The sequence below is a fragment of the Streptomyces sp. 147326 genome (assembly GCF_045000215.1).
Taxonomy (GTDB): Bacteria; Actinomycetota; Actinomycetes; order Streptomycetales; family Streptomycetaceae; genus Streptomyces.
The window spans coordinates 7888104-7907057 of sequence record NZ_CP134201.1; the positions used below are offsets into that span (position 1 = coordinate 7888104).

At 73.3% G+C, this 18954-nt stretch carries 15 protein-coding genes; 7 read left to right on the forward strand and 8 right to left on the reverse strand.

Annotation, left to right across the window (positions count from 1 at the left end):
* The first annotated feature begins 115 nt into the window (after positions 1-115).
* From lanKC to RIU97_RS36275, 4 genes are all read left to right on the forward strand, one after another.
* On the forward strand, positions 116-2752 hold the full coding sequence (gene lanKC / locus RIU97_RS36260) for a class III lanthionine synthetase LanKC (RefSeq protein ID WP_404963063.1): 2637 nt from the start codon (positions 116-118) through the stop codon (positions 2750-2752).
* Entirely contained in the window at positions 2749-2886 is a 138-nt protein-coding gene (locus tag RIU97_RS36265) for a SapB/AmfS family lanthipeptide (RefSeq protein ID WP_401249506.1), read from the forward strand. The genes lanKC and RIU97_RS36265 overlap by 4 nt, the downstream gene beginning before the upstream one ends.
* Before the next feature lie 68 nt (positions 2887-2954).
* Positions 2955-4763 (forward strand): ABC transporter ATP-binding protein, encoded by a 1809-nt coding sequence (locus RIU97_RS36270; protein ID WP_404961720.1) that lies wholly within the window; start codon positions 2955-2957, stop codon positions 4761-4763.
* Entirely contained in the window at positions 4760-6532 is a 1773-nt protein-coding gene (locus RIU97_RS36275) for an ATP-binding cassette domain-containing protein (RefSeq protein WP_404961721.1), read from the forward strand. The genes RIU97_RS36270 and RIU97_RS36275 overlap by 4 nt, the downstream gene beginning before the upstream one ends.
* Positions 6533-6590: 58 nt before the next feature.
* Here the strand turns inward: RIU97_RS36275 and RIU97_RS36280 are convergent, their stop codons facing one another.
* The 8 genes from RIU97_RS36280 to RIU97_RS36315 form a co-directional block, all read right to left on the reverse strand.
* Positions 6591-7199 carry a LuxR C-terminal-related transcriptional regulator gene (locus RIU97_RS36280; protein WP_404961722.1) on the reverse strand — a complete coding sequence of 203 codons (609 nt, stop codon included), beginning with the start codon at positions 7197-7199 and terminating at the stop codon, positions 6591-6593.
* A 205-nt stretch (positions 7200-7404) separates the two neighbouring features.
* Positions 7405-7854, reverse strand: coding sequence for an SRPBCC family protein (locus RIU97_RS36285; RefSeq protein WP_404961723.1), 450 nt, complete (start codon positions 7852-7854; stop codon positions 7405-7407).
* 117 nt (positions 7855-7971) lie between these two features.
* Positions 7972-8634 (reverse strand): DUF4230 domain-containing protein, encoded by a 663-nt coding sequence (locus tag RIU97_RS36290; RefSeq protein WP_404961724.1) that lies wholly within the window; start codon positions 8632-8634, stop codon positions 7972-7974.
* Between the two features lie 77 nt (positions 8635-8711).
* Positions 8712-8834, reverse strand: a complete 123-nt coding sequence (locus RIU97_RS36295; RefSeq protein WP_404961725.1) for a hypothetical protein — start codon at positions 8832-8834, stop codon at positions 8712-8714.
* An 88-nt stretch (positions 8835-8922) separates the two neighbouring features.
* Positions 8923-9387: an ATP-binding protein gene (locus RIU97_RS36300; RefSeq protein ID WP_404961726.1), complete on the reverse strand. Its 465-nt coding sequence runs from the start codon at positions 9385-9387 to the stop codon at positions 8923-8925.
* Positions 9388-9463: 76 nt separating this feature from the next.
* Positions 9464-10420 carry an anti-sigma factor RsbA family regulatory protein gene (locus tag RIU97_RS36305; protein WP_404961727.1) on the reverse strand — a complete coding sequence of 319 codons (957 nt, stop codon included), beginning with the start codon at positions 10418-10420 and terminating at the stop codon, positions 9464-9466.
* Entirely contained in the window at positions 10417-10770 is a 354-nt protein-coding gene (locus tag RIU97_RS36310) for an STAS domain-containing protein (protein WP_404961728.1), read from the reverse strand. The genes RIU97_RS36305 and RIU97_RS36310 overlap by 4 nt, the downstream gene beginning before the upstream one ends.
* A gap of 9 nt (positions 10771-10779) precedes the next feature.
* The gene (locus RIU97_RS36315; protein ID WP_404961729.1) at positions 10780-11706 is read right to left on the reverse strand and encodes a SigB/SigF/SigG family RNA polymerase sigma factor; all 927 of its coding nucleotides are present in this window, start codon (positions 11704-11706) and stop codon (positions 10780-10782) included.
* 212 nt (positions 11707-11918) lie between these two features.
* Here RIU97_RS36315 and RIU97_RS36320 point away from each other — a divergent pair, with 212 nt between their 5' ends.
* The 3 genes from RIU97_RS36320 to RIU97_RS36330 all read left to right on the forward strand — a co-directional run bounded on the left by RIU97_RS36320 (position 11919) and on the right by RIU97_RS36330 (position 18949).
* Complete coding sequence (locus RIU97_RS36320; RefSeq protein WP_404961730.1) at positions 11919-12263, forward strand: STAS domain-containing protein; 345 nt, start codon at positions 11919-11921, stop codon at positions 12261-12263.
* A 246-nt stretch (positions 12264-12509) separates the two neighbouring features.
* On the forward strand, positions 12510-16529 hold the full coding sequence (locus RIU97_RS36325; RefSeq protein WP_404961731.1) for a HAMP domain-containing protein: 4020 nt from the start codon (positions 12510-12512) through the stop codon (positions 16527-16529).
* Positions 16526-18949, forward strand: a complete 2424-nt coding sequence (locus tag RIU97_RS36330) for a SpoIIE family protein phosphatase (protein ID WP_404961732.1) — start codon at positions 16526-16528, stop codon at positions 18947-18949. The genes RIU97_RS36325 and RIU97_RS36330 overlap by 4 nt, the downstream gene beginning before the upstream one ends.
* Positions 18950-18954 lie beyond the last annotated feature (5 nt).

The following is an 18954-nucleotide window of genomic DNA, read 5'->3' on the forward strand; positions in this document are numbered from 1 at the left end:
GTGTCCCGTTCCTCGTGACTCGTGAGTACTGCACACCCCATCGGTGACAGCGGTGACTGTCGCCGCATCCGCCGGGCGTGACACCTTCGGTCTGCCGCCGACCGAGGGAGCAGGTGTGAACAAGGGGTACGCAGCCTTCTGCGACACGGACCGCTGGTTCTACGACGCGCCGTACCGGCGGGGCGGTCAGAACTACCCGGCGGCCGACGCCCCCGTCCCGGCGGGGTGGCGCTCGCACCGCAGCGGCGACTGGCTCGCGCTGCGTCCCGCCGACGCCGAACTGCCCTCGCAGGGCTGGAAGATCCACGTATCGGCCACGCTCGACAACGCCGAGTCGCTGCTGACGACGGTGTACGAGTACTGCACCGCCCGGCGCATCGCCTTCAAGTTCATACCGAGCCGGTACCTGCTGCACCTGCGCAACGCCAAGTACGCCGACCGCGCGGCGAGCGGGAAGTTCATCACCGTGTACCCGTCCGACGAGCAGCAGTGCCGCCGGATCGCGGAGGACCTCGACGCCGCGCTGGCGGGGGCGGCAGGCCCGTACATCCTCAGCGATCTGCGCTGGGGCGCCGGACCCGTCCACCTGCGCTACGGCAGCTTCACCCTGCGGCACTGCTACACGGAGCAGGGCGAACTGGTCCCGGCGATCGAGGCCCCCGACGGGCGGCTCGTACCGGACCCGCGCGGGCCGGCCTTCCAGCCGCCCGAGTGGCTCGAACTGCCCGACTTCCTGAAGCCGCACCTCGAAGCGCGTTCCGCGGTCACCTTGACCGGCATCCCCTTCACAGTGGAGCGGGCACTGCACTTCTCCAACGGCGGCGGCGTCTACGTCGGCAAGGACAGCCGCACCGGCGAGAGCGTGGTCCTCAAGGAGGCCCGGCCGTACGCCGGCCTCGCCGCCGACGGCGCCGACGCCGTGACCCGGCTGCACCGCGAACAGGCCGCACTGGAACGGCTGGCGGGCCTGGACTGCGTCCCGGCGGTCCGTGGCACCTTCACGGTCGGCGACCACCACTTCCTCGTGCTGCAACACCTCCCCGGCAAACCGCTCAACACCTACTTCGCCCGCCGTCACCCCCTGATCGAGGCGGATCCCGACCCGGCGGAGCTCGCCTCGTACACCGAGTGGGCGCTCACGATCCACCGGCGGGTCACGGAGGCCGTCGACGCCGTGCACGCCCGCGGCGTGGTCTTCAACGACCTCCACCTCTTCAACATCATGGTGGCGGAGGACGAGAGCGGCGAACCCACCGTCGCACTCCTGGACTTCGAAGCCGCAGCGCACGTCGACGAGGGACTGCGGCAGACCGTGGCCAACCCCGCCTTCGTCGCCCCGGCCGGGCGGCGCGGGTTCTCCGTCGACCGCTACGCCCTGGCCTGCCTGCGGCTCGCCCTTTTCCTCCCGTTGACCAGCCTGCTCGTCCTGGACCGGGCCAAGGCCGTGCATCTGGCCGCCGTCGCCGCCGAGCAGTTCCCCGTACCGCGACGGTTCCTCGACGAGGCCGTCGAGGAGATCCTGTCCGGCGTCCCGCAGGACGCACCGGGCGGCCGCCCGCCCGCACCGGCCGGGCCGTACCTGCCCGTCGAGCCAGGCGCATGGCCGGCCGCCCGTACGTCGATGACCGCGGCGCTGCGCGCGAGCGCCACCCCGGAGCGCGAGGACCGGCTCCTCCCGGGCGACATCGCCCAGTTCGCGGCCGCCGGGGGAGGCGTCGGCTTCGGCTACGGGGTCGCGGGCGTGCTCCACGCCCTCGCCGAGACCGGCGCCGGACCCTGGCCGGAGGCCGAGGAATGGCTGCTCGACCGGACCGAGGAACCCGTCTCCGGCACACCGCTCGGCTTCTACGACGGCCTGGCCGGCACGGCCTGGACGCTGCACCGGCTCGGACACCACGACCGCGCCCTCGCCCTCGTCGACCTGCTGCTGCACCAGCCGTGGGAGAGTGCGGGCCCCGACCTGCACAGCGGACTGGCCGGCATCGGCCTCGCCCTGGACGCGCTCGGCACCGCGAGCGGCGAGAGCGAACTGCACACCGCGGCCCTGCGCTGCGCCGAACTGATCGTCCGGCCCGAGCGGCGGCCCCGACGAGCGGGACTGCTGTACGGCCACTCCGGCGCAGCCCTGCTCCTCGTACGGCTCTACGAGCGCACCGGCGACAAGGAACTGCTGATCCAGGCCGCCGAAGCGCTCCACCGCGACCTCGACCGCTGCGTCACCAGCGCGTTCGGCACCCTCCAGGTGAACGAGGGCTGGCGGACGATGCCGTACCTCGGCGAGGGCAGTGTCGGCATCGGCATGGTGCTCGACGACTGGCTGGAGCACGGCCCGGACGAGCGGTTCGAACAGGCCCGGCGCGAGATCGTACGGGCGGCGCAGGCGACCTTCTACGCCCAGCCCGGGCTGCTGCGCGGCGCCGCCGGGATGATCCTCCACCTGGCCCGGACCACCACACCGGGCCCGGGCACCGGGGCCGGAGCCATCGCCCGCCAGATCGACGCACTGGCCCGGCACGCCGTGCCGTACCAGGGGCATCTGGCCTTCCCCGGCGAGCAGATGATGCGGCTGTCCATGGACCTCGCCACGGGCACGGCCGGCACTCTCCTCGCCCTCGGCAGCGCCGCGCCCGGCGGGCGCGCGCACCTGCCGTTCCTCCCGCCGCTGCGCGAGCGCGCGGCGGCCCCCAAGCCGGTCCCACCCGGGGCCGTGACCCATCGCACCACCTCAGAGAAGAAGAGGAACCTGACATGACGCTTCTTGACCTGCAGTCGATGGAGACCCCGAAGGAAGAGACCACCGAGGCGATGCACGGCGGCGGTGGCGGCAGCCGGGCCAGCCTGCTCCTCTGCGGCGACAGCAGCCTGAGCCTCACGACCTGTAACTGACCCAGGTCACCTCGGGCCCGGGCGGTTCGCCGCCCGGGCCCGCACCCCATTCCTGGAGGCATTCGCCGATGAGCCCCCCTGACGAGGCGCTCGACACGGCGCAGGAGCCGGCCGTGGGCCGCAGCGCCGACCGGGCGCTCGTGGCAGCGGCCCGGCACAGTGGCGGGCGCACCGCCGCCGTCCTCGGATGCGCGGTGGCGGCCGCCGTGGCGGCACTCGCCGAACCCGCCGTCCTCGGCCACACCCTCGACCTGCTGCTCCGCCGAGACCCGTCGGGCCCCGTCTGGACGCTGTGGTGCGCCGCGGTCATCGCGGCCGAAGTGGCCCTGGATGCCGTCGCCGCACGGCTGACCGGCGAGGTGGACGGCCGTTCCACCGCCCGGCTGCGCAGGCTCGGGCTCGCCGGGCTCCTGCGGACGGCCCCGCACCACGCGGCCCGCCACGCGCCCGGCGAGACCGCAGCGCGGCTGACCGCACACGCCACCGAGGCCGGGAAGGTCCCGGCCGCCGTCGCACACGCCCTCGCGGCACTGCTGCCGCCGGTCGGCGCGGTGGTCGCACTCCTCCTCATCGACGTGTGGACGGCGCTCGCCTTCCTCACGGGCGTTCCGCTGCTGGTGCTCCTGCTGCGGGCCTTCACCCGCGACACCCGTACCAGCATCGCCCGCTACCAGCAGGTCCAGCTCGCGACCGCCGGCCGGCTCGTCGAGGCACTGGCGGGGGCGCGCACGATCGCCGCAGCCGGTACCGCGGACCGCGAACGCGCGCGGATCCTCGCGCGGTTGCCCGAACTCGGCAGCGAGGGCAGGCGCATGTGGCAGGTCTTCGGCGGCACGACGGCCCGCTCCGCGGCCCTCATGCCGATGCTCCTGTACGCGGTCCTCGCCGTCGGCGGCATCCGCCTGTCGGCCGGGGCCATCGGGGTCGGGGACCTCCTCGCCGCCCTGCGGTACGCCGGCCTCGCGGCCGGTGTCGGCGCCGTGACCGGCGGGCTGGCGGCGGTGGTCCGCGGCCGGGCCGCCGCCCGGCGCACGGCCGCACTCCTGGAGCTGCCCGCACTCGACCACGGCCGGGCGGAACTGCCGGCGGACGGCCCCGGCACCCTGGAACTGCGCGGGGTCCGGGTCGTGCGCGGAGGTTCGACGGTCCTGCACGACATCAGCCTGGTGGTCCCCGGAGGCTCCACGGTCGCGGTGGTGGGCAGGTCCGGCGCCGGCAAGACGCTGTTCGCGGCCGTGGCCGGCCGGCTCACCGACCCCGACGCGGGCGAGGTGCTCCTCGACGGGGTTCCCCTGCGGGAGGTGACCGCGGGGGCGCTGCGCCGCGAGGTCGGGCACGCCTTCGACCGGCCCGTGCTCTTCGGGGACACGGTCGGCGACGCGATCGGGTTCGGCGCCGGTCCGGCCCCGGGCCCGGAAGCGCTCCGCGTCGCGGCCCGCGCCGCGGGCGCCGACCCGTTCGTACGGCGCCTGCCCCACGGGTACGGCACGCGCCTCGCCGACGCCCCGATGTCCGGCGGTGAGGTCCAACGCCTGGGGCTGGCCAGGGCGTTCTGCCACGCGGGCCGGCTCCTCGTGCTGGACGACGCCACCTCCAGCCTCGACACCGTCACGGCCCGTGAGGTCGAGCGGGCCCTCGCCCACCGGATCCGGCCCGGCACCCGGATCGTGGTCGCGCACCGCCTCTCGTCCGCCGTCCGCGCCGACCTCGTCGTGTGGCTGGAGGACGGGCGGACGCGGGCGGTGGGCACCCACGGCGAGCTGTGGCGGCACGAACCCGCCTACCGGGCGGTGTTCGCCGCCGACGGGACGGCCGGCGCGGAAGGGGAAACGGCGACGGAAACGGCGACAGAGGCCGCGACGGAGGCGGCGCGGTGACCGAGGGTGAGGCCTGGAGCCGGGTGGCGCCCGAGGGCCGGCGGTTCCTGCGCGGCCGCAAGCGCGCCGTGGGACGGCTCGCGGCATGGTCGCTCGTCGAGTCCGCGCACACGTTCCTCGGCGGCTACGGCGTGGCCCGCGCCCTCGACGACGGCTTCCTCGCCGGCCGCACCGGCACAGGTCTCGCCTGGCTGGCCGCGGCCGGAGCCGGAGCCCTGCTCGGCGGGTTCGCGCTGCGCGGTGTGTTCGCCGGACTCGCGGACCTGGTGGAGCCGCTGCGGGACGGCCTGGTGCGCCGTGCGGTGCGGCAGGCCCTGGACCGGGCCGTCGCCGACCCCGTGCGCGCTCCCGACACGGGCGCGGTGTCCCGGCTCACCCAGCAGACGGAAATGGCCCGGGACTCCTTCGCGGGACTGGTCCTGACGGTGCGTTCGTTCGTGTTCACCGCCGTGGGCGTCCTCGCGGGCATGGCGGCCCTGGCTCCGGTGCTGCTGCTGGTCGTGCTGCCCCCGCTGCTGCTGGGCGTGGCCGCCTTCCTGGCCACGCTCCGTCCCATGGCGGCCGCGCAACGCCGGTCCCTGGACACCGACGAGGCGCTGGCGGACCGGGTGGGGGCCCTGGGAGAGGGCCTGCGGGACATCGTCGCCTGCGGCGGGCAGGAGGCGGCGCGGGCCCGGGTGGAGCCGCTGATCGCCGCTCAGGAGCGGCTGGCGCGGACGCTCGCGCGCTGGGCGGCCGTGCGCACCCTGGCCCTGGCCACGGCCGGCCGGCTGCCGGTGATCGCCCTGCTCGCCGCGACCCCCTGGCTGCTCGGGTACGGGATCACCGCCGGGACGCTGGCCGGCGGCCTCACGTACGTCGTGCAGGCGCTGCTGCCCGCCCTCAACTCGCTGATGACGGCGCTGGGTTCCGCCGGTACCCGCCTGGTGGTGGTCCTCGAACGGTTCTGCGATCCGCCGCCGGGGGGCCAGGGCGGCCACCGCGCGGCGGACCCGCAGGAGCCCGTCGGCCGGCGGACCGCCACCGCCACCGCGGCTGCGGCCGAGCTCCGGGGCGCCACCTTCGCGTACGGCCCCGGCGCGGCTCCCGTACTCGACGACCTCGACCTGGTGGTGCGGCCGGGGGAGCACCTCGCCGTGGTCGGGCCGAGCGGCATCGGCAAGTCGACGCTCACCGCACTGCTCGCCGGGATGCTGTCACCCGACGCCGGGGCGGTCCTCGTCGCCGGCGCGGCCGCCCGCCGGGATCCGGCCGCCACGGGACCGGACCCGCGGCGGACCCTGCTGCCACAGCAGGCCTACGTGTTCACCGGCACCGTGCGGGAGAACCTGACCCACCTGTCCCCGCACCCGGGCGTCCCCGGGCCCGGGGACGCCCGGGTGCGGCGCGCCGTCCACGTCCTGGGGCTGGAAGGGCTGGTGGAGCGGCTGGGCGGGCTGGACGCCGAGGTGTCCCCCCGGCGGCTGTCCCGGGGGGAGTGCCAGCACCTCGCGCTCGCCGCCGCCTACCTTTCGCCGGCCCCGCTGCTGCTGCTCGACGAGGCCACCTGCCACCTGGACCCGCGTACCGAGGAGCGTGCCGAACGGGCCCTCGCGGACCGTCCCGGCACCCTCGTCGTCGTGGCCCACCGGGTCTCGTCCGCGGCCCGCGCCGACCGGGTCCTCGTCCTCGACGGGACCCAAGCCGTGTGCGGAACGCACGCGGAACTCCCGGACAGGTCGCCCCTGTACCGCGATCTGGTGGGGAAGTGGAACGGGACGGACGGGTGACGCGGCTGCCGCCGCCGGGCCGCCCTGCCCTGCCGCGCCCGTCCCCGGCGGCCGTGGATCAGACCCAGCCGGCCCGCCGGGAGATCCGGATCGCGTCGATGAGATTGCGCGCGCCGGTCTTGCGGGTCGCCGCGGCCAGGTAGTTGCGTACCGTCCCGCTCGCCAGATGCAGCGTGCGGGCGATCTCGGCGATGGAATCGCCCTCCGCGGCCCGCGCCAGCACGCTGAGTTCCCGCGGGCTCAGGGGCACGGGGTCGGCCTCCATGAAGGCGGAGGCCAGCGAGGCGTCTATGAACCGTTCCCCCGCGGCGACCTTCCGGACGGCCCGTACGAGCCGTCCCGGCGAGCCGTCCTTGTCGACGTAGCCGAGGGCCTCGGCCCGGAAGGCCCGGTGCAGCGAACCGGGCGCGCCCGTCGACGCGAGGACCAGGACCGAGGACGGGGACGCGAGGACCTGGCGGTCCGCGCGTCCCCCGTCGGCCAGGACGGCCGTGGTCCCCGGACAGTCGAGGTCGACGACCGTCACGTCTGGTCGTAAGGACTCGGCCTGGCGCACCGCGGTCCGCCAGCCCGCCGACGTGACCTCGAAGCGCCCTTCCGATCTCAGCAGGGCGGCCAGTGCCGACCTGACCAGGCTGACGCTGTGCAGGACGAGGACCTTCGTCATCTGTGCTCTCCTCGGTAGACGAACCAACGGCACCACGGGTGCCCCCGTACAGGGGTGATGGAACGTCACTGCGGGGGGCGTTCAGGGGCGTACGGACAACTTGGCCGAGATGCCAGGGGATTTTGTTCGCCTTAGGCGGGTAACCCCCTTGAAGACCGGGCGCGTACCGCCCCGCCCGCGCCCCTGCCCGCCCCGCCGACCGGGATCAGACCTCGCCGCGCCACGCGCCCGTCGCGACCCCGCGCGACTCGATGAACAGCTTGAACCGCTTCAGATCGCCCATCACCTGACGCTTGACGAAGCCGAGCTTGTCGGCGGCCGTCTCGGCCAGACCGTCGGGCACCCAGTTCATGTGCAGGACGATCTTGGTGGTGGTCGCGTCGATCGGCTGGAAGACGACCAGCCCGGCCTGGCGGGCCTCCCCGTCGACCGTCATCCACGCGACGCGCCGGTCCGGGAGCTGCTCGGTGATCTGTGCGTCGAACTCGCGCTGCACACCGTTCACGTTCGTCACCCAGTGGGTGAGCGTGTCCGTGCGCTGGTCGACGCGTTCGACCCCCTCCATGAAGGCGGGGAACTCCTCGAACTGCGTCCACTGGTTGTAGGCCGTGCGTACGGGGACGTTGACCTCGACGTACTCCTCGACGTGCGACATGTGCACCCCTCTCCGTGTCGTCGGCAGCCCGCACCTCGTGGTGCGGGTCGTCCGTCAGGACGTCTTGGGGCGCGGCTACCCGGCCCGGAGCGGAACACGCCGCGGCCGGCCCACGATTCAGCCGTACGCGACGGTCACCTCGCGGAAGCCCAGGGAACGCAGCAACCCCTCCAGCATCGACGTGGTGTTCTGCTCGGCGCGCTCGACGAGGCCGCTGTCGCGGGCCGCTTCGTTGATGTGCTGCGCGGCGAGCTTCTGCACGGCCTGTTCGCCGGCCGGGTTGTCGGAGAACAGATCTCCGATCCGGTCCAGCAGGCCCCGCTGTTTCGACACCGCGTACGAACGCTCCGGGTCGAGGGCCGCCGTGCCGAGCACCGCGTGCGGCAGCCGGATCGAGGCCTTCGTGCGGTCGCCGTTCACGGTGACGTTCCGCTCGCCCAGCGCGCCCAGGTCGACGTAGCCGCTGACGGTGCCGGCGCCCACGTACAGGGTGCGGGTCCCACGGATCGCGTCGGGCAGCAGTGCCGCGTCCTTCTCCAGGTCCACGACCACCTGGAAGTTGCCGACGGCCGCCTCGTAACGGTGCATGTCCTGCATCGACTTGAGGAGCGCGGGACCGGAGCGGTCCCGTGTGTCCTCGCCGAAGAGGCCGCCGAACCCCGGAACCAGGCTGAAGCGCCCCACGAGCACGGTCAGCACCACGACCACCGCCAGGCCGACGGCGATCCGCCCCCACCACGGGCGCCGCGAGCCGCCCGGCCGAGCCGAAGAGGTTTCCATGCTCCGCGGATACCCCGTGGACGCGGCTCCAGCACGGATCCGCGTATCCGGCGCCGGAACCACCGGTGCCGCACCTGCTACCGGTGCCGGGCGAGGGTGTGGACGAGGACGATCAGTGCGAAGGCGATGACGAGCAGGTGCACCCAGGCGGGCCCGGGTGCCGGGGTCAGGGACAGGGTGGTGAGCTGAGATGAGGTCATGCCGCGCGTTTGCCCGCGGCGGCCCGGTCGACGCCCCGGGCACAGGGCGCGAAGGCGCGCGATCGGTCCGGTCGGGTGCGACCGGCGGTCAGCGCCCCGTGGGCCTGCCGGACACCAGCCGGGCGGCCTCGATCTCGGCCCAGACGGCCTTCCCGTGATCGTGCGTGCGCGCGCCCCAGCGATCGGACAGACGCTCCACGATGTGCAGACCGTGGCCCCCCGGGAGACCGCGCTGTGGGGCCGGGTGGGGGTAGGGCAGCGTGGTCGTGCCGTCGTACACCTCGATGCGCAGGGCCTCCCCGCCCCTGAGCACGAGCTCGTGACAGCCGCCCGCGTGCAGCGACGCGTTGGTCAGCAGCTCGGACACGACGAGGAGGGTGTCCTCGGCGGTCTCGGTCCCGTCCCAGCCCCAGTCCCGCAGGGCCTGGCGCGTGAAGTCGCGGCCCTTGGCCACGGAGCCGCGGACGCCCGTCAGGGCGAGCCGACGTCGCTGCCCCCCGACGGGAGTGGCGGCACTCACCGGATCGCCCGTTTCCGGACCGATGGTCTCCACTGTGGTCTTTCACCCCCACGTCGACGCTGGTCTTTGCTCTCGGCACCTGCCCGGACAGTCTAGGGGACCGCCGCTCTCAGGGCGTTGCCATGTGGAGGCGCAGCGTGAGACCTCTCTCCGTGGCGCGGACCTCGACCAGATCGCAGAGCTGGTGGATCATCCACAGTCCGCGGCCTCCCCGGGCCGACGCCAGGGAAGGGCGGCGGCGCCCGGCCAGCGGGTCGGCGAGGCGGCCGCCGTCGTGGATCTCGGCGACGACTCCCGCTCCGGGGCCGGCGGTGGCCCACAGCCGGAGGGTGCCCTTCCCGCCACCGTGGGAGAGGGAGTTGGCCGCCGCCTCGCTGATGGCCAGGACGAGGTCGCCCCGCCGCGCCGGCGACAGGGCCGTGGCGCGTGCCCAGTTCTCGGCGTGCTCGCGCACCTCGGCCAGCCCGCCGTGGGAGTACGCGAGCCGGGACACCTCGCCGTCGTGCTCGGGAAGGGGGAGATCACAGTCCGCGGAGACCCCGGCGGCGTCGGTGTAGGCCGGGCTCGCCAGGTCCCGGCCCCCCTCGATCAGCGTGGGGTGCGTGCGCCGGGCATCGGTCACCACCGCGGGCGCCAGCCCCCGCACGTCGTACGGGCACAGGATGGTGGCCGGCCGGCCGGCGAAGGCCGTGTTGATGAGGGCCTCGTGGCGGGTGGCCTCCAGCACCTCGGCGGGGGAGCGGCCGGGCCAGATCGGCTCGCCGACGATCCGGGCCGCCCGCCCCGCGTGCCGGTCGGCGAAGTCCTGCAGGGAGGCCAGGATGCGGCCGGGATTGCGGCCCAGCTCCGTCATGTCGGTCCAGGTGATGCCGGTCCCGCTCGTGCCGAGGCTCTCGCGCAGGGCGTCCAGGTGCGGGCCCGGCACGGCGACCAGGACCGGTTCGTCGGCCGACAGGGCGGCCCGTACGAAACCGCCCACCCCGGCGAGGTACTCGCCGAGGTCCCGGTAGAAGAGGGCGGGGTGGACGAAGGCCCCGGACTCGGCGGGCGCAGGAACAGTGATCATGCTGCGACCTCCAGCGCGGCGCATTCGTCCGGGAACATCTCCACTACCTTGCGCAGCGAGTATGGCGGGTCGTGGAGCAGCAGGCGCCGCCCCTCCCCCTTGAGGGCGGCCGACGCCTGCACGAGGGCGGCGACCGCGGCCGTGTCGAGAAAGGCCACGGCGGAGAGATCGAGATGGACGACGGCGCCGGGTATCCCGGTCACGACGCCGAGCGCCGCCGACAGGGCGTGCCGGGTGTCGAGGTCGCAGCTGCCGCTCAGGCGCGCGCCGGGACGGTCCTGCATGGGCAGGGCCGTCAGCGGCGTGGTCGCGCCCGTTCCCGCGCCCGCACCCGTCGGCAGGGAGGTCATGGCCCGGGCCTACCCCGTGAGCATGCCGGCGCGCAGGCGGGCCAGGGTCCGGGACAGGATGCGGGAGACCTGCATCTGCGAGACGCCCAGCTCGGCGCCGATCTCGGCCTGGGTCTTCTCATCGCCGAAGCGCATCTGCAGGATGCGCCGGTCGCGTTCGTCCAGTTGCTCCAGCAGCGGCGCGAGGGTGTGGAACTCCTCGAAGAGCTCCATGGCGGGGTCGACCTCGCCGAGGCGTTCCGCCAGCGGCCGGGTCGCCGGGCCCGTCGTGGACTGCGCGTCGCCGTCCGCGCCGGCGGTGTCGAGGGAACCACTGGTGTAGCCGTTCGCGGCCACCAGCCCGTCGATGACCTCGTCCTCGGACAGCTTCAGGTGCTGGGCGACCTCCTTGACCGTCGGCGCCCTGCCCAGGACGTCGGTCAGGTTCTCCTGGGCCTTGGCGAGTTCCATGCGCAGTTCCTGCAGGCGCCGGGGGACGTGCACGGCCCAGGTGGTGTCGCGGAAGTAGCGCTTGATCTCACCGGTGATGTAGGGGAGGGCGAGGGTGGAGAACTCGACCTCGCGCTCCAGGTCGTAGCGGTCGATGGCCTTGATGAGGCCGATGATCCCCACCTGGATGATGTCGTCCATGTCGATGCCGCCGCCGGTCGCGCGGGAGCGGAACCGTCGTGCGGCGAACTGGACGAGGGAGAGATTCATCTCGATCAGGGTGTTGCGCGTGTACTGGTACTCGCGCGTTCCCTCCTCCAGGGTGCGCAGCCTCCCGAAGAAGAGCCGCGACAGTTCCCGTGCGTCGGCGGGTGCCATCTCACGGGCGTTCTCCACATGGAACAGGTCCTCGTCCTGCGTTGGCGCTCCCGCGGTGCCAGGGTCACAAGCAGGGACTTGCGCGTCTGTTGCACGAATGGGGCCTATGGCGGTGGACGAGCGAGACATGGTGGCCGCTCCCTCCCGATTGACTGACGGCTGCCGGGGGCCCTTCTGCCCCGGCTTTGCGGTTCTACACACTTCGGTGCATGGCTTTCTTCTGCGGGTCGCGCCGTGCGGCCGAAGGGGGGCCGCTGTGGACGGGGGGCGGCCACGCCGGCCGAGCGAGCAGGCATACTCCCTTGAGCAGGACGTACAGGTGGCGATCCGGGGAGGCGGACATGACCGGAACAGGGGACGCGTACCAGCATGGTGTGGTCGGGGACGGCTACCCGGCAGCAGCCGGGTGGGTGGTGACGGCCCACGGGGAGCTGGACCAGGACACGCTGACCCCTCTGGAGGAGGCTCTCCTCTCCGCCGCCGACGGGTACCCGCTGGTGGTGCTGGACGCCGGGGCCATCACCTTCGGGGACTCCTCCTTCCTGAACCTGCTCCTGCGCCTGCACCACCTCACGGCCCTGCGCATCGCCGCCCCCGGCGAGCAGTTGCGACGGCTGTTCGCCGTGACCGGCGCCGATACCGTGCTCTCCCTGCACGAGAGCGTCGAGGACGCCCTGGGGACGTGAACCCGCGCCGGCGGGCCGGCGGCCGCACGGGCCGGCCGCCGACGGCGCGCCCCGGAGCCGGATGTGCTGCCTCCGGTGTGATCGACTGGGGCTCGCCGTCCCTCCGGTGGCGTTAGCCTTCACCCGACCCGGTGCCAGGGCGCGTAGGGGATCCCGGCGGAGCCGGGCGTTCCGGCGCGCCCCGATGCCAGGGGCCTGTCCTGTCCCGGGTGCCGGTGCGGTTGTTATCGAGAGTGAGGTTGACGGATGGGCGAGCGGGCGGGCACGGATTCACTGAGCGGGGTCCCACCGCTTCCGGGCGAGGGCGGGATCGGCGAGTCGGAGCTGCGCCAGCTGCTGGCCGGGCTGACCGCCGTACGCGACGGGGACTTCCGCACCCGGCTGCCCGATACGGCGGACGGGCTGCTCGGGGAGATCGCCACCGTCTTCAACGGGATGGCCGACCAGCTGTCGCTGTTCACCTCCGAGGTGACACGGGTGGCCCGCGAGGTGGGCACCGAGGGGACACTGGGCGGCCAGGCCGACGTACCGGGAGTCGGGGGAGCCTGGCTGGACCTCACGGATTCGGTCAACTTCATGGCCGGAAACCTCACCGCGCAGGTACGCTCGATCGCCCAGGTCGCGACCGCCGTGGCCAAGGGCGACCTCTCGCAGAAGATCAACGTCACGGCGCGCGGGGAGATCCTGGAGCTGAAGGAGACCATCAACACGATGGTCGACCAGCTCTCCGGGTTCGCCGGGGAGGTCACCCGGGTGGCCCGCGAGGTGGGCACCGAGGGCCGGCTCGGCGGCCAGGCGGACGTCATGGGCGTCTCCGGCACGTGGAAGGACCTGACGGAATCGGTCAACGTCATGGCCGACAACCTGACCGCCCAGGTGCGCTCGATCGCCGAGGTCACCACCGCCGTGGCCCAGGGCGATCTGACGCAGAAGATCCGGGTGGACGCGCGCGGGGAGATCCTGGAGCTGAAGGAGACCATCAACACGATGGTCGATCAGCTGTCCGCGTTCGCCGACGAGGTGACGCGAGTGGCCCGCGACGTCGGGACCGAGGGCAACCTGGGCGGCCAGGCCACGGTCCGGGGGGTCTCCGGCACCTGGAAGGACCTGACCGACAACGTCAACGTCATGGCGTCCAACCTCACCGGTCAGGTGCGCTCCATCGCCCAGGTGGCCACCGCCGTCGCCCGCGGCGACCTCTCGCAGAAGATCGTGGTCGAGGCGAAGGGCGAGGTCGCCGCGCTGGCCGGGGTCATCAACACGATGGTCGACACCCTGTCCGCGTTCGCCGCCGAGGTGACGCGGGTGGCCCGCGAGGTGGGCACCGAGGGCCGGCTCGGCGGTCAGGCGCACGTTCCCCATGTGGCGGGCACCTGGAAGGACCTCACCGACAACGTCAACTCCATGGCGAACAACCTCACCGGCCAGGTCCGCAACATCGCCCTCGTCACGACGGCCGTCGCCAACGGCGATCTGTCCAAGAAGATCGACGTGGACGCCCGCGGGGAGATCCTGGAGCTGAAGACGACCATCAACACGATGGTCGACCAGCTCTCCGCCTTCGCCGCCGAGGTCACCCGGGTCGCCCGCGAGGTCGGCAGCGAGGGCCGGCTCGGCGGCCAGGCCGAGGTCGAGGGCGTCTCCGGGACCTGGAAGCGCCTGACGGAGAACGTCAACGAACTGGCCGGCAACCTGACCCGCCAGGTCCGGGCCATCGCCGAGGTCGCCAGCGCGGTCGCCGAGGGCGACCTGACCCGCTCGATCACGGTCGACGCCTCGGGTGAGGTCGCCGAACTCAAGGACAACATCAACTCCATGGTCGGCTCGCTGCGCGAGAGCACCCGGGCCAACCAGGAGCAGGACTGGCTCAAGTCCAACCTGGCCCGCATCTCCGGCCTGATGCAGGGCCACCGGGGACTCGCCGCCGTCGCCGAACTCGTCATGGACGAACTGACGCCCCTCGTCGCCGCCCAGTACGGCGCCTTCTACCTCGCCGAGGACCGCGCCGGCGGCACCGTGCTCACCCTCGTCGGCTCCTACGGCCGTTCCGCGGCCGCCGAGGAGGGCGTCGCGTTCGCCCTCGGCGAGTCCCTCGTCGGCCAGGCGGCCCGCAGCCGCCGGATCATCGCCACCGACCAGGTCCCCGGTGGCTACGTCATCGCCTCCGGGCTCGGCCACACCGCTCCGGGCAGCCTGATCATCCTGCCGATCGTGGTGGACGACCAGGTCCTCGGAGTGATCGAACTCGCCTCCTTCGGCGCCTTCACCCCCGTCCACCGCGACTTCCTGGCCCAGCTGATGGAGACCATCGGCGCCAACGTCAACACGATCGTCGCCAACGCCCGGACCGACGAGCTCCTCGGCGAGTCCCAGCGGCTGGCCGGCGAACTCCAGGCCCGCTCGGAGGAACTCCAGGTCCAGCAGGAGGAACTCCAGCGCTCCAACGCCGAGCTGGAGGAGAAGGCCGCCCTCCTCGCCAGCCAGAACAGCGACATCGAGGCCAAGAACCTGGAGATCGAGCAGGCCCGGCAGGAACTGGAGACCCGCGCACAGCAGTTGTCGCTGGCCTCCACCTACAAGTCCGACTTCCTGGCCAACATGAGCCACGAGCTGCGCACGCCGCTCAACAGCCTGCTCATCCTCGCCCAGTTGCTCGCCCAGAACCCCGCCCGCAACCTCACCCCCAAGCAGGTCGAGTACGCGGGCATCATCCACTCGGCCGGCTCGGACCTGCTCCAGCTGATCAACGACATCCTCGACCTGTCCAAGGTCGAGGCCGGCAAGATGGACATCAACCCCGAGCGGGTCGACCTGCCCCAGCTGCTCGAGTACGTCGACGCCACCTTCCGGCCGATGACCACGCAGAAGAGCCTCGACTTCACCGTCACCACCGCCCCGGACGCCCCCGACGACCTGCTCACCGACGACTCGCGGCTGCGCCAGATCCTGCGCAACCTGCTGTCCAACGCCGTCAAGTTCACCGAGCGCGGCGGCGTCGAGCTCCGGATCGAACCGGCGACGGCCTCCGAGGTCCCCGCCGGGCTTCCCCGGCGCGGCCCCATGCTGGCCTTCCGGGTACGGGACACGGGCATCGGCATCCCCGCGCAGCAGCTGGAGTCCGTCTTCGGAGCCTTCCAGCAGGCCGACGGCACCACCAGCCGCAAGTACGGAGGCACCGGCCTCGGGCTCTCCATCAGCCGTGAGATCGCCCAGCTCCTCGGCGGGGCCGTCACCGCGGAGAGCACACCCGGCCAGGGCAGCACCTTCACCCTCTACCTGCCGGTCAGCCGCGCGGACTACGAGGACGCACCCGGTCCCGACGCCCCCGCGGAGCCGTCGTCCGCGCAGGCGTCCGGGCAGGCGGCTCCGGGCCGTCGCGGCGCGCCCGTGCTCCCGGCGCAGCGGCGGGCCCGCCGCCTGCTCGTGATCGAGGAACGGCCGGGCGGCCTGCTCTCCCTCGTCGCCGAGAGCGCCGGCCGGGACTTCACCCCCGGCCATCAGACGCCGGGGGAGCACGGCGGCATCCACGTGGTCAACGCCACCAGCTCGCGCGAGGCCGCCGCCGCCCTGGCGACCGACTCCTTCCACTGCGTCGTCCTGGAACTGGACATGCCCGACGGCGAAGCGCTGCGCTTCCTCGACGCGCTCGACGGAGACCCGGCCCTCTCCTCGCTCCCCGTGCTCGCCCACAACAACCCCCGGGTCAGGACCGGTCTGGAGGAGGCCGTGCGGGAGCGGCCCGCGGCACGCCACGTGGAACTGCTGTCCAGCCTGGACGAGTTGCGCGAGCGCATCGCCCTCCACCTGTCCGCCGAGCAGCCGGGGGACGTGCTCCCCCTCGTCCAGGGCGACACGCAGCGCCGGCAGGCCGCCCACGTGCTCGACGGCGACCTGGCCGGACGCACCGTCCTCGTCGTCGACGACGACGCGCGCAACCTCTTCGCCCTCAGCGGGGTCCTGGAACTGCACGGCATGCGCGTGCTCCACGCCGAGGACGGCCGCAAGGGCATCGACGCCCTTACGCACCACACGGGTGTCGACCTCATCCTGATGGACGTGATGATGCCCGAATTGGACGGCTACGCCGCCACCGCCGAGATCCGCCGGATGCCGGCGTACGCGGGCCTGCCCATCATCGCGGTCACCGCCAAGGCGATGCCCGGCGACCGGGAGAAGAGCCTCGCCGCGGGCGCCAGCGACTACGTGACCAAACCGGTGGACGCCGACGACCTCATCGCCCGCGTCCGGTACTGGCTCACGCGATGACCGGGGACACGCAGCGGCGCGAGGACGCGCGCCCGCAGCCGGCGCCGGTCGCCGACCGGGCCGCGAGCACCGTCCCGCACCAGGCACCGACCACGATGGGACGCCTCGTCGCCACCGTCGAACGCCTGCGCCGCGAGGTCCTGGAGGCACAGGCGGCCGCGGACGGCCGGGCCCTGGTAGAACTGGCCAAGGGCATCCTGATCGGGCAGTTCCACTGCACGCCGGCCGCGGCCGCACGCCAGCTCGACGTGCTGTGCCGCGAGAGCGGGACGTCCCCGCTCGAACTCGCCGCCGACATCGTCAACCAGGCCTCCCGCGACCACGTCAGCGAGATCGCCGCCGCGTTCGTCGAGCGCACCGGCACGGCCGGCGACCCGGCCGGGCGGCACTCCACGGTGTCGGTCCGGCTGCGTACCGCCGAGAGCGGCATGCTGGCCGCCGACGCCGACACCCAGGCGGTGGCCGAGTCGCTCCTGACGAACGCCCTGGGCCCTCTCGGAGCGGTCGCCGTCGCGGTGTGGACCGCGGTGCCCGACGGGTCGCTGGCCCTCGCCGGCCACGCCGGTTTCCCGCCCAGGGAGGCCGCCCGCTGGCGTCACGTACCGCCGGGCGTCTCCACCGTCGCCCGTCTCGCGCTGCGCGAGCGCCGACTGGTCACCCTCCCGCGCCTCAAACGCGAGGGACTGCCCTCGATCGGGCACCTCGAGTGGCCCGACGGCGGCCGGATGGCCGTACCGACGGGGACGGGCGGACGGATCCACGGCGTCCTCGAAATCTGCTGGCCGCAGCCCCTGGCTCCGCAGCCGCCGCAGATCGAGCGCCAGGTCGAGGCGCTCGCCGAGCTGTGCGCCCGCACCATGGACGCCTCGCCCCCGCGCGACGTCACGACCACCGAGGGGGTGCTTCCGGACGTCGCGGAGCTCATCGACCTCGCCGAGGGACTGCAGGACCCCGCCGTGGTGCTCACTCCGGTCCTCGACGCCGAGGGCCGGCTCGGCGACTTCCGGATCCGGCACGCCGGCAGCCGGTTCGTCGACCCGGTGGGCCGGCCGCGCGGCGATGTCAACGGTGCGCTGCTGCTGGAGGCCTATCCGATGGCCGCCGGCGAGAGCGGGCTGTTCGACATCATCGAGCGCGTGCACGCGACGGGCGAGCCGTTCAGGGCCGAACGCATGAGCCTGACCGCGCTCGTCGACCAGATCCCGCTGACCACGGTCGCGGACATCAGCGTCAGCCGTCACGGCTCCGCCGTCCTGCTGATCTGGCGGATCGAGGACGAGAGGGCCCGGCTCGCCAACCTCCTCCAGCACGCCCAGCGCCTGGGCCGCATCGGCGGTTTCGAGGAGAACTTCGCCACCGGGGAGACCACCTGGAACGCGCAGCTCTACGCCCTGCACGGACTCCCGGCCACCGCACCCCCCGTACGGCTGCGGGAACTGCCCGGACACGCCCATCCGGACGACTCGGCCGCCCTCGACCGCTTCCTGCGGGCGGTGCTCCGCCACCGCCGGCCCGCCTCCGTCGACTTCCGCCTCCAGAGGTCCGACGGGATCACCCGCCACATCCGGGTCGTCGCCGAGCCCGTACTCGACGCGGACCAGCGGCTGCACGCCGTGCGCGGCGCCTACCAGGACATCTCCGCCCAGCACTGGACCGAGGTCGCGCTGGCCGCGACCAGGGACCAGCTCGCCCACACCGAGGCCGAGTCCGCCGAACGCAACCGGCTGGCCCTCCAGCTCCAGCACGCCATCATGCCCCCCACGCCACCCGCCATCGAGGCCCCGGGCCTGCGGGTCGCCGTCCGCTACCGGCCGGCGGAGACCGAGTCGCTCGTCGGCGGAGACTGGTACGACACGGTGGTCCTGCCCTCCGGGCTGATCATGCTGTCCGTGGGTGACGTCGCCGGTCACGGCATCGAGGCCGCCACCGGCATGGTCGTGCTGCGCAACGCCCTGCGCGGCCTCGCCGTCACGGGCGCGGGCCCCGCCCAGCTGCTGTCCTGGCTCAACACGGTCACCCACCACCTGGCCAAGCACGTGACGGCCACCGCCGTCTGCGGCCTCTTCGACCCGAGCACCAGGGTGATGCGCTGGGCGCGCGCGGGGCACCTGCCGCCCGTACTCGTCCGTGGGGGTGAGGCCGAGGCCTTCCCGCTCATCGAGGGCCTGCTCCTGGGGGCGCTGCCCGACGTCACGTACGTCGAGCGGGAGGTGCGGCTCGAACCGGACGACACCTTGCTGATGTTCACGGACGGGCTGGTGGAACGGCGGGACTCCTCGGTCCAGGACTCGCTCGGCCATCTGGTGACCGCGGCGGCCGCCGGCGCCGGGGATCTGGACGGGCGGCTGGACCGGCTCCTCGTCGAGAGCCGGTCCGACACCGACGACGACACGTGCGTGATCGGCATCCAGGTCGGCTAGACGGC

What these genes read in the sequence shown, in the direction of transcription:
- RIU97_RS36265 (WP_401249506.1), top strand. Translation starts at nt 2,749, where the DNA reads ATGACGCTTCTTGACCTGCAGTCGATGGAGACCCCGAAGGAAGAGACC.
- RIU97_RS36270 (WP_404961720.1), top strand. Translation starts at nt 2,955, where the DNA reads ATGAGCCCCCCTGACGAGGCGCTCGACACGGCGCAGGAGCCGGCCGTG.
- RIU97_RS36280 (WP_404961722.1), bottom strand. Translation starts at nt 7,199, where the DNA reads ATGACGAAGGTCCTCGTCCTGCACAGCGTCAGCCTGGTCAGGTCGGCA.
- RIU97_RS36285 (WP_404961723.1), bottom strand. Translation starts at nt 7,854, where the DNA reads ATGTCGCACGTCGAGGAGTACGTCGAGGTCAACGTCCCCGTACGCACG.
- RIU97_RS36290 (WP_404961724.1), bottom strand. Translation starts at nt 8,634, where the DNA reads ATGGAAACCTCTTCGGCTCGGCCGGGCGGCTCGCGGCGCCCGTGGTGG.
- RIU97_RS36295 (WP_404961725.1), bottom strand. Translation starts at nt 8,834, where the DNA reads ATGACCTCATCTCAGCTCACCACCCTGTCCCTGACCCCGGCACCCGGG.
- RIU97_RS36305 (WP_404961727.1), bottom strand. Translation starts at nt 10,420, where the DNA reads ATGATCACTGTTCCTGCGCCCGCCGAGTCCGGGGCCTTCGTCCACCCC.
- RIU97_RS36310 (WP_404961728.1), bottom strand. Translation starts at nt 10,770, where the DNA reads ATGACCTCCCTGCCGACGGGTGCGGGCGCGGGAACGGGCGCGACCACG.
- RIU97_RS36315 (WP_404961729.1), bottom strand. Translation starts at nt 11,706, where the DNA reads ATGTCTCGCTCGTCCACCGCCATAGGCCCCATTCGTGCAACAGACGCG.
- RIU97_RS36320 (WP_404961730.1), top strand. Translation starts at nt 11,919, where the DNA reads ATGACCGGAACAGGGGACGCGTACCAGCATGGTGTGGTCGGGGACGGC.
- RIU97_RS36325 (WP_404961731.1), top strand. Translation starts at nt 12,510, where the DNA reads ATGGGCGAGCGGGCGGGCACGGATTCACTGAGCGGGGTCCCACCGCTT.
- RIU97_RS36330 (WP_404961732.1), top strand. Translation starts at nt 16,526, where the DNA reads ATGACCGGGGACACGCAGCGGCGCGAGGACGCGCGCCCGCAGCCGGCG.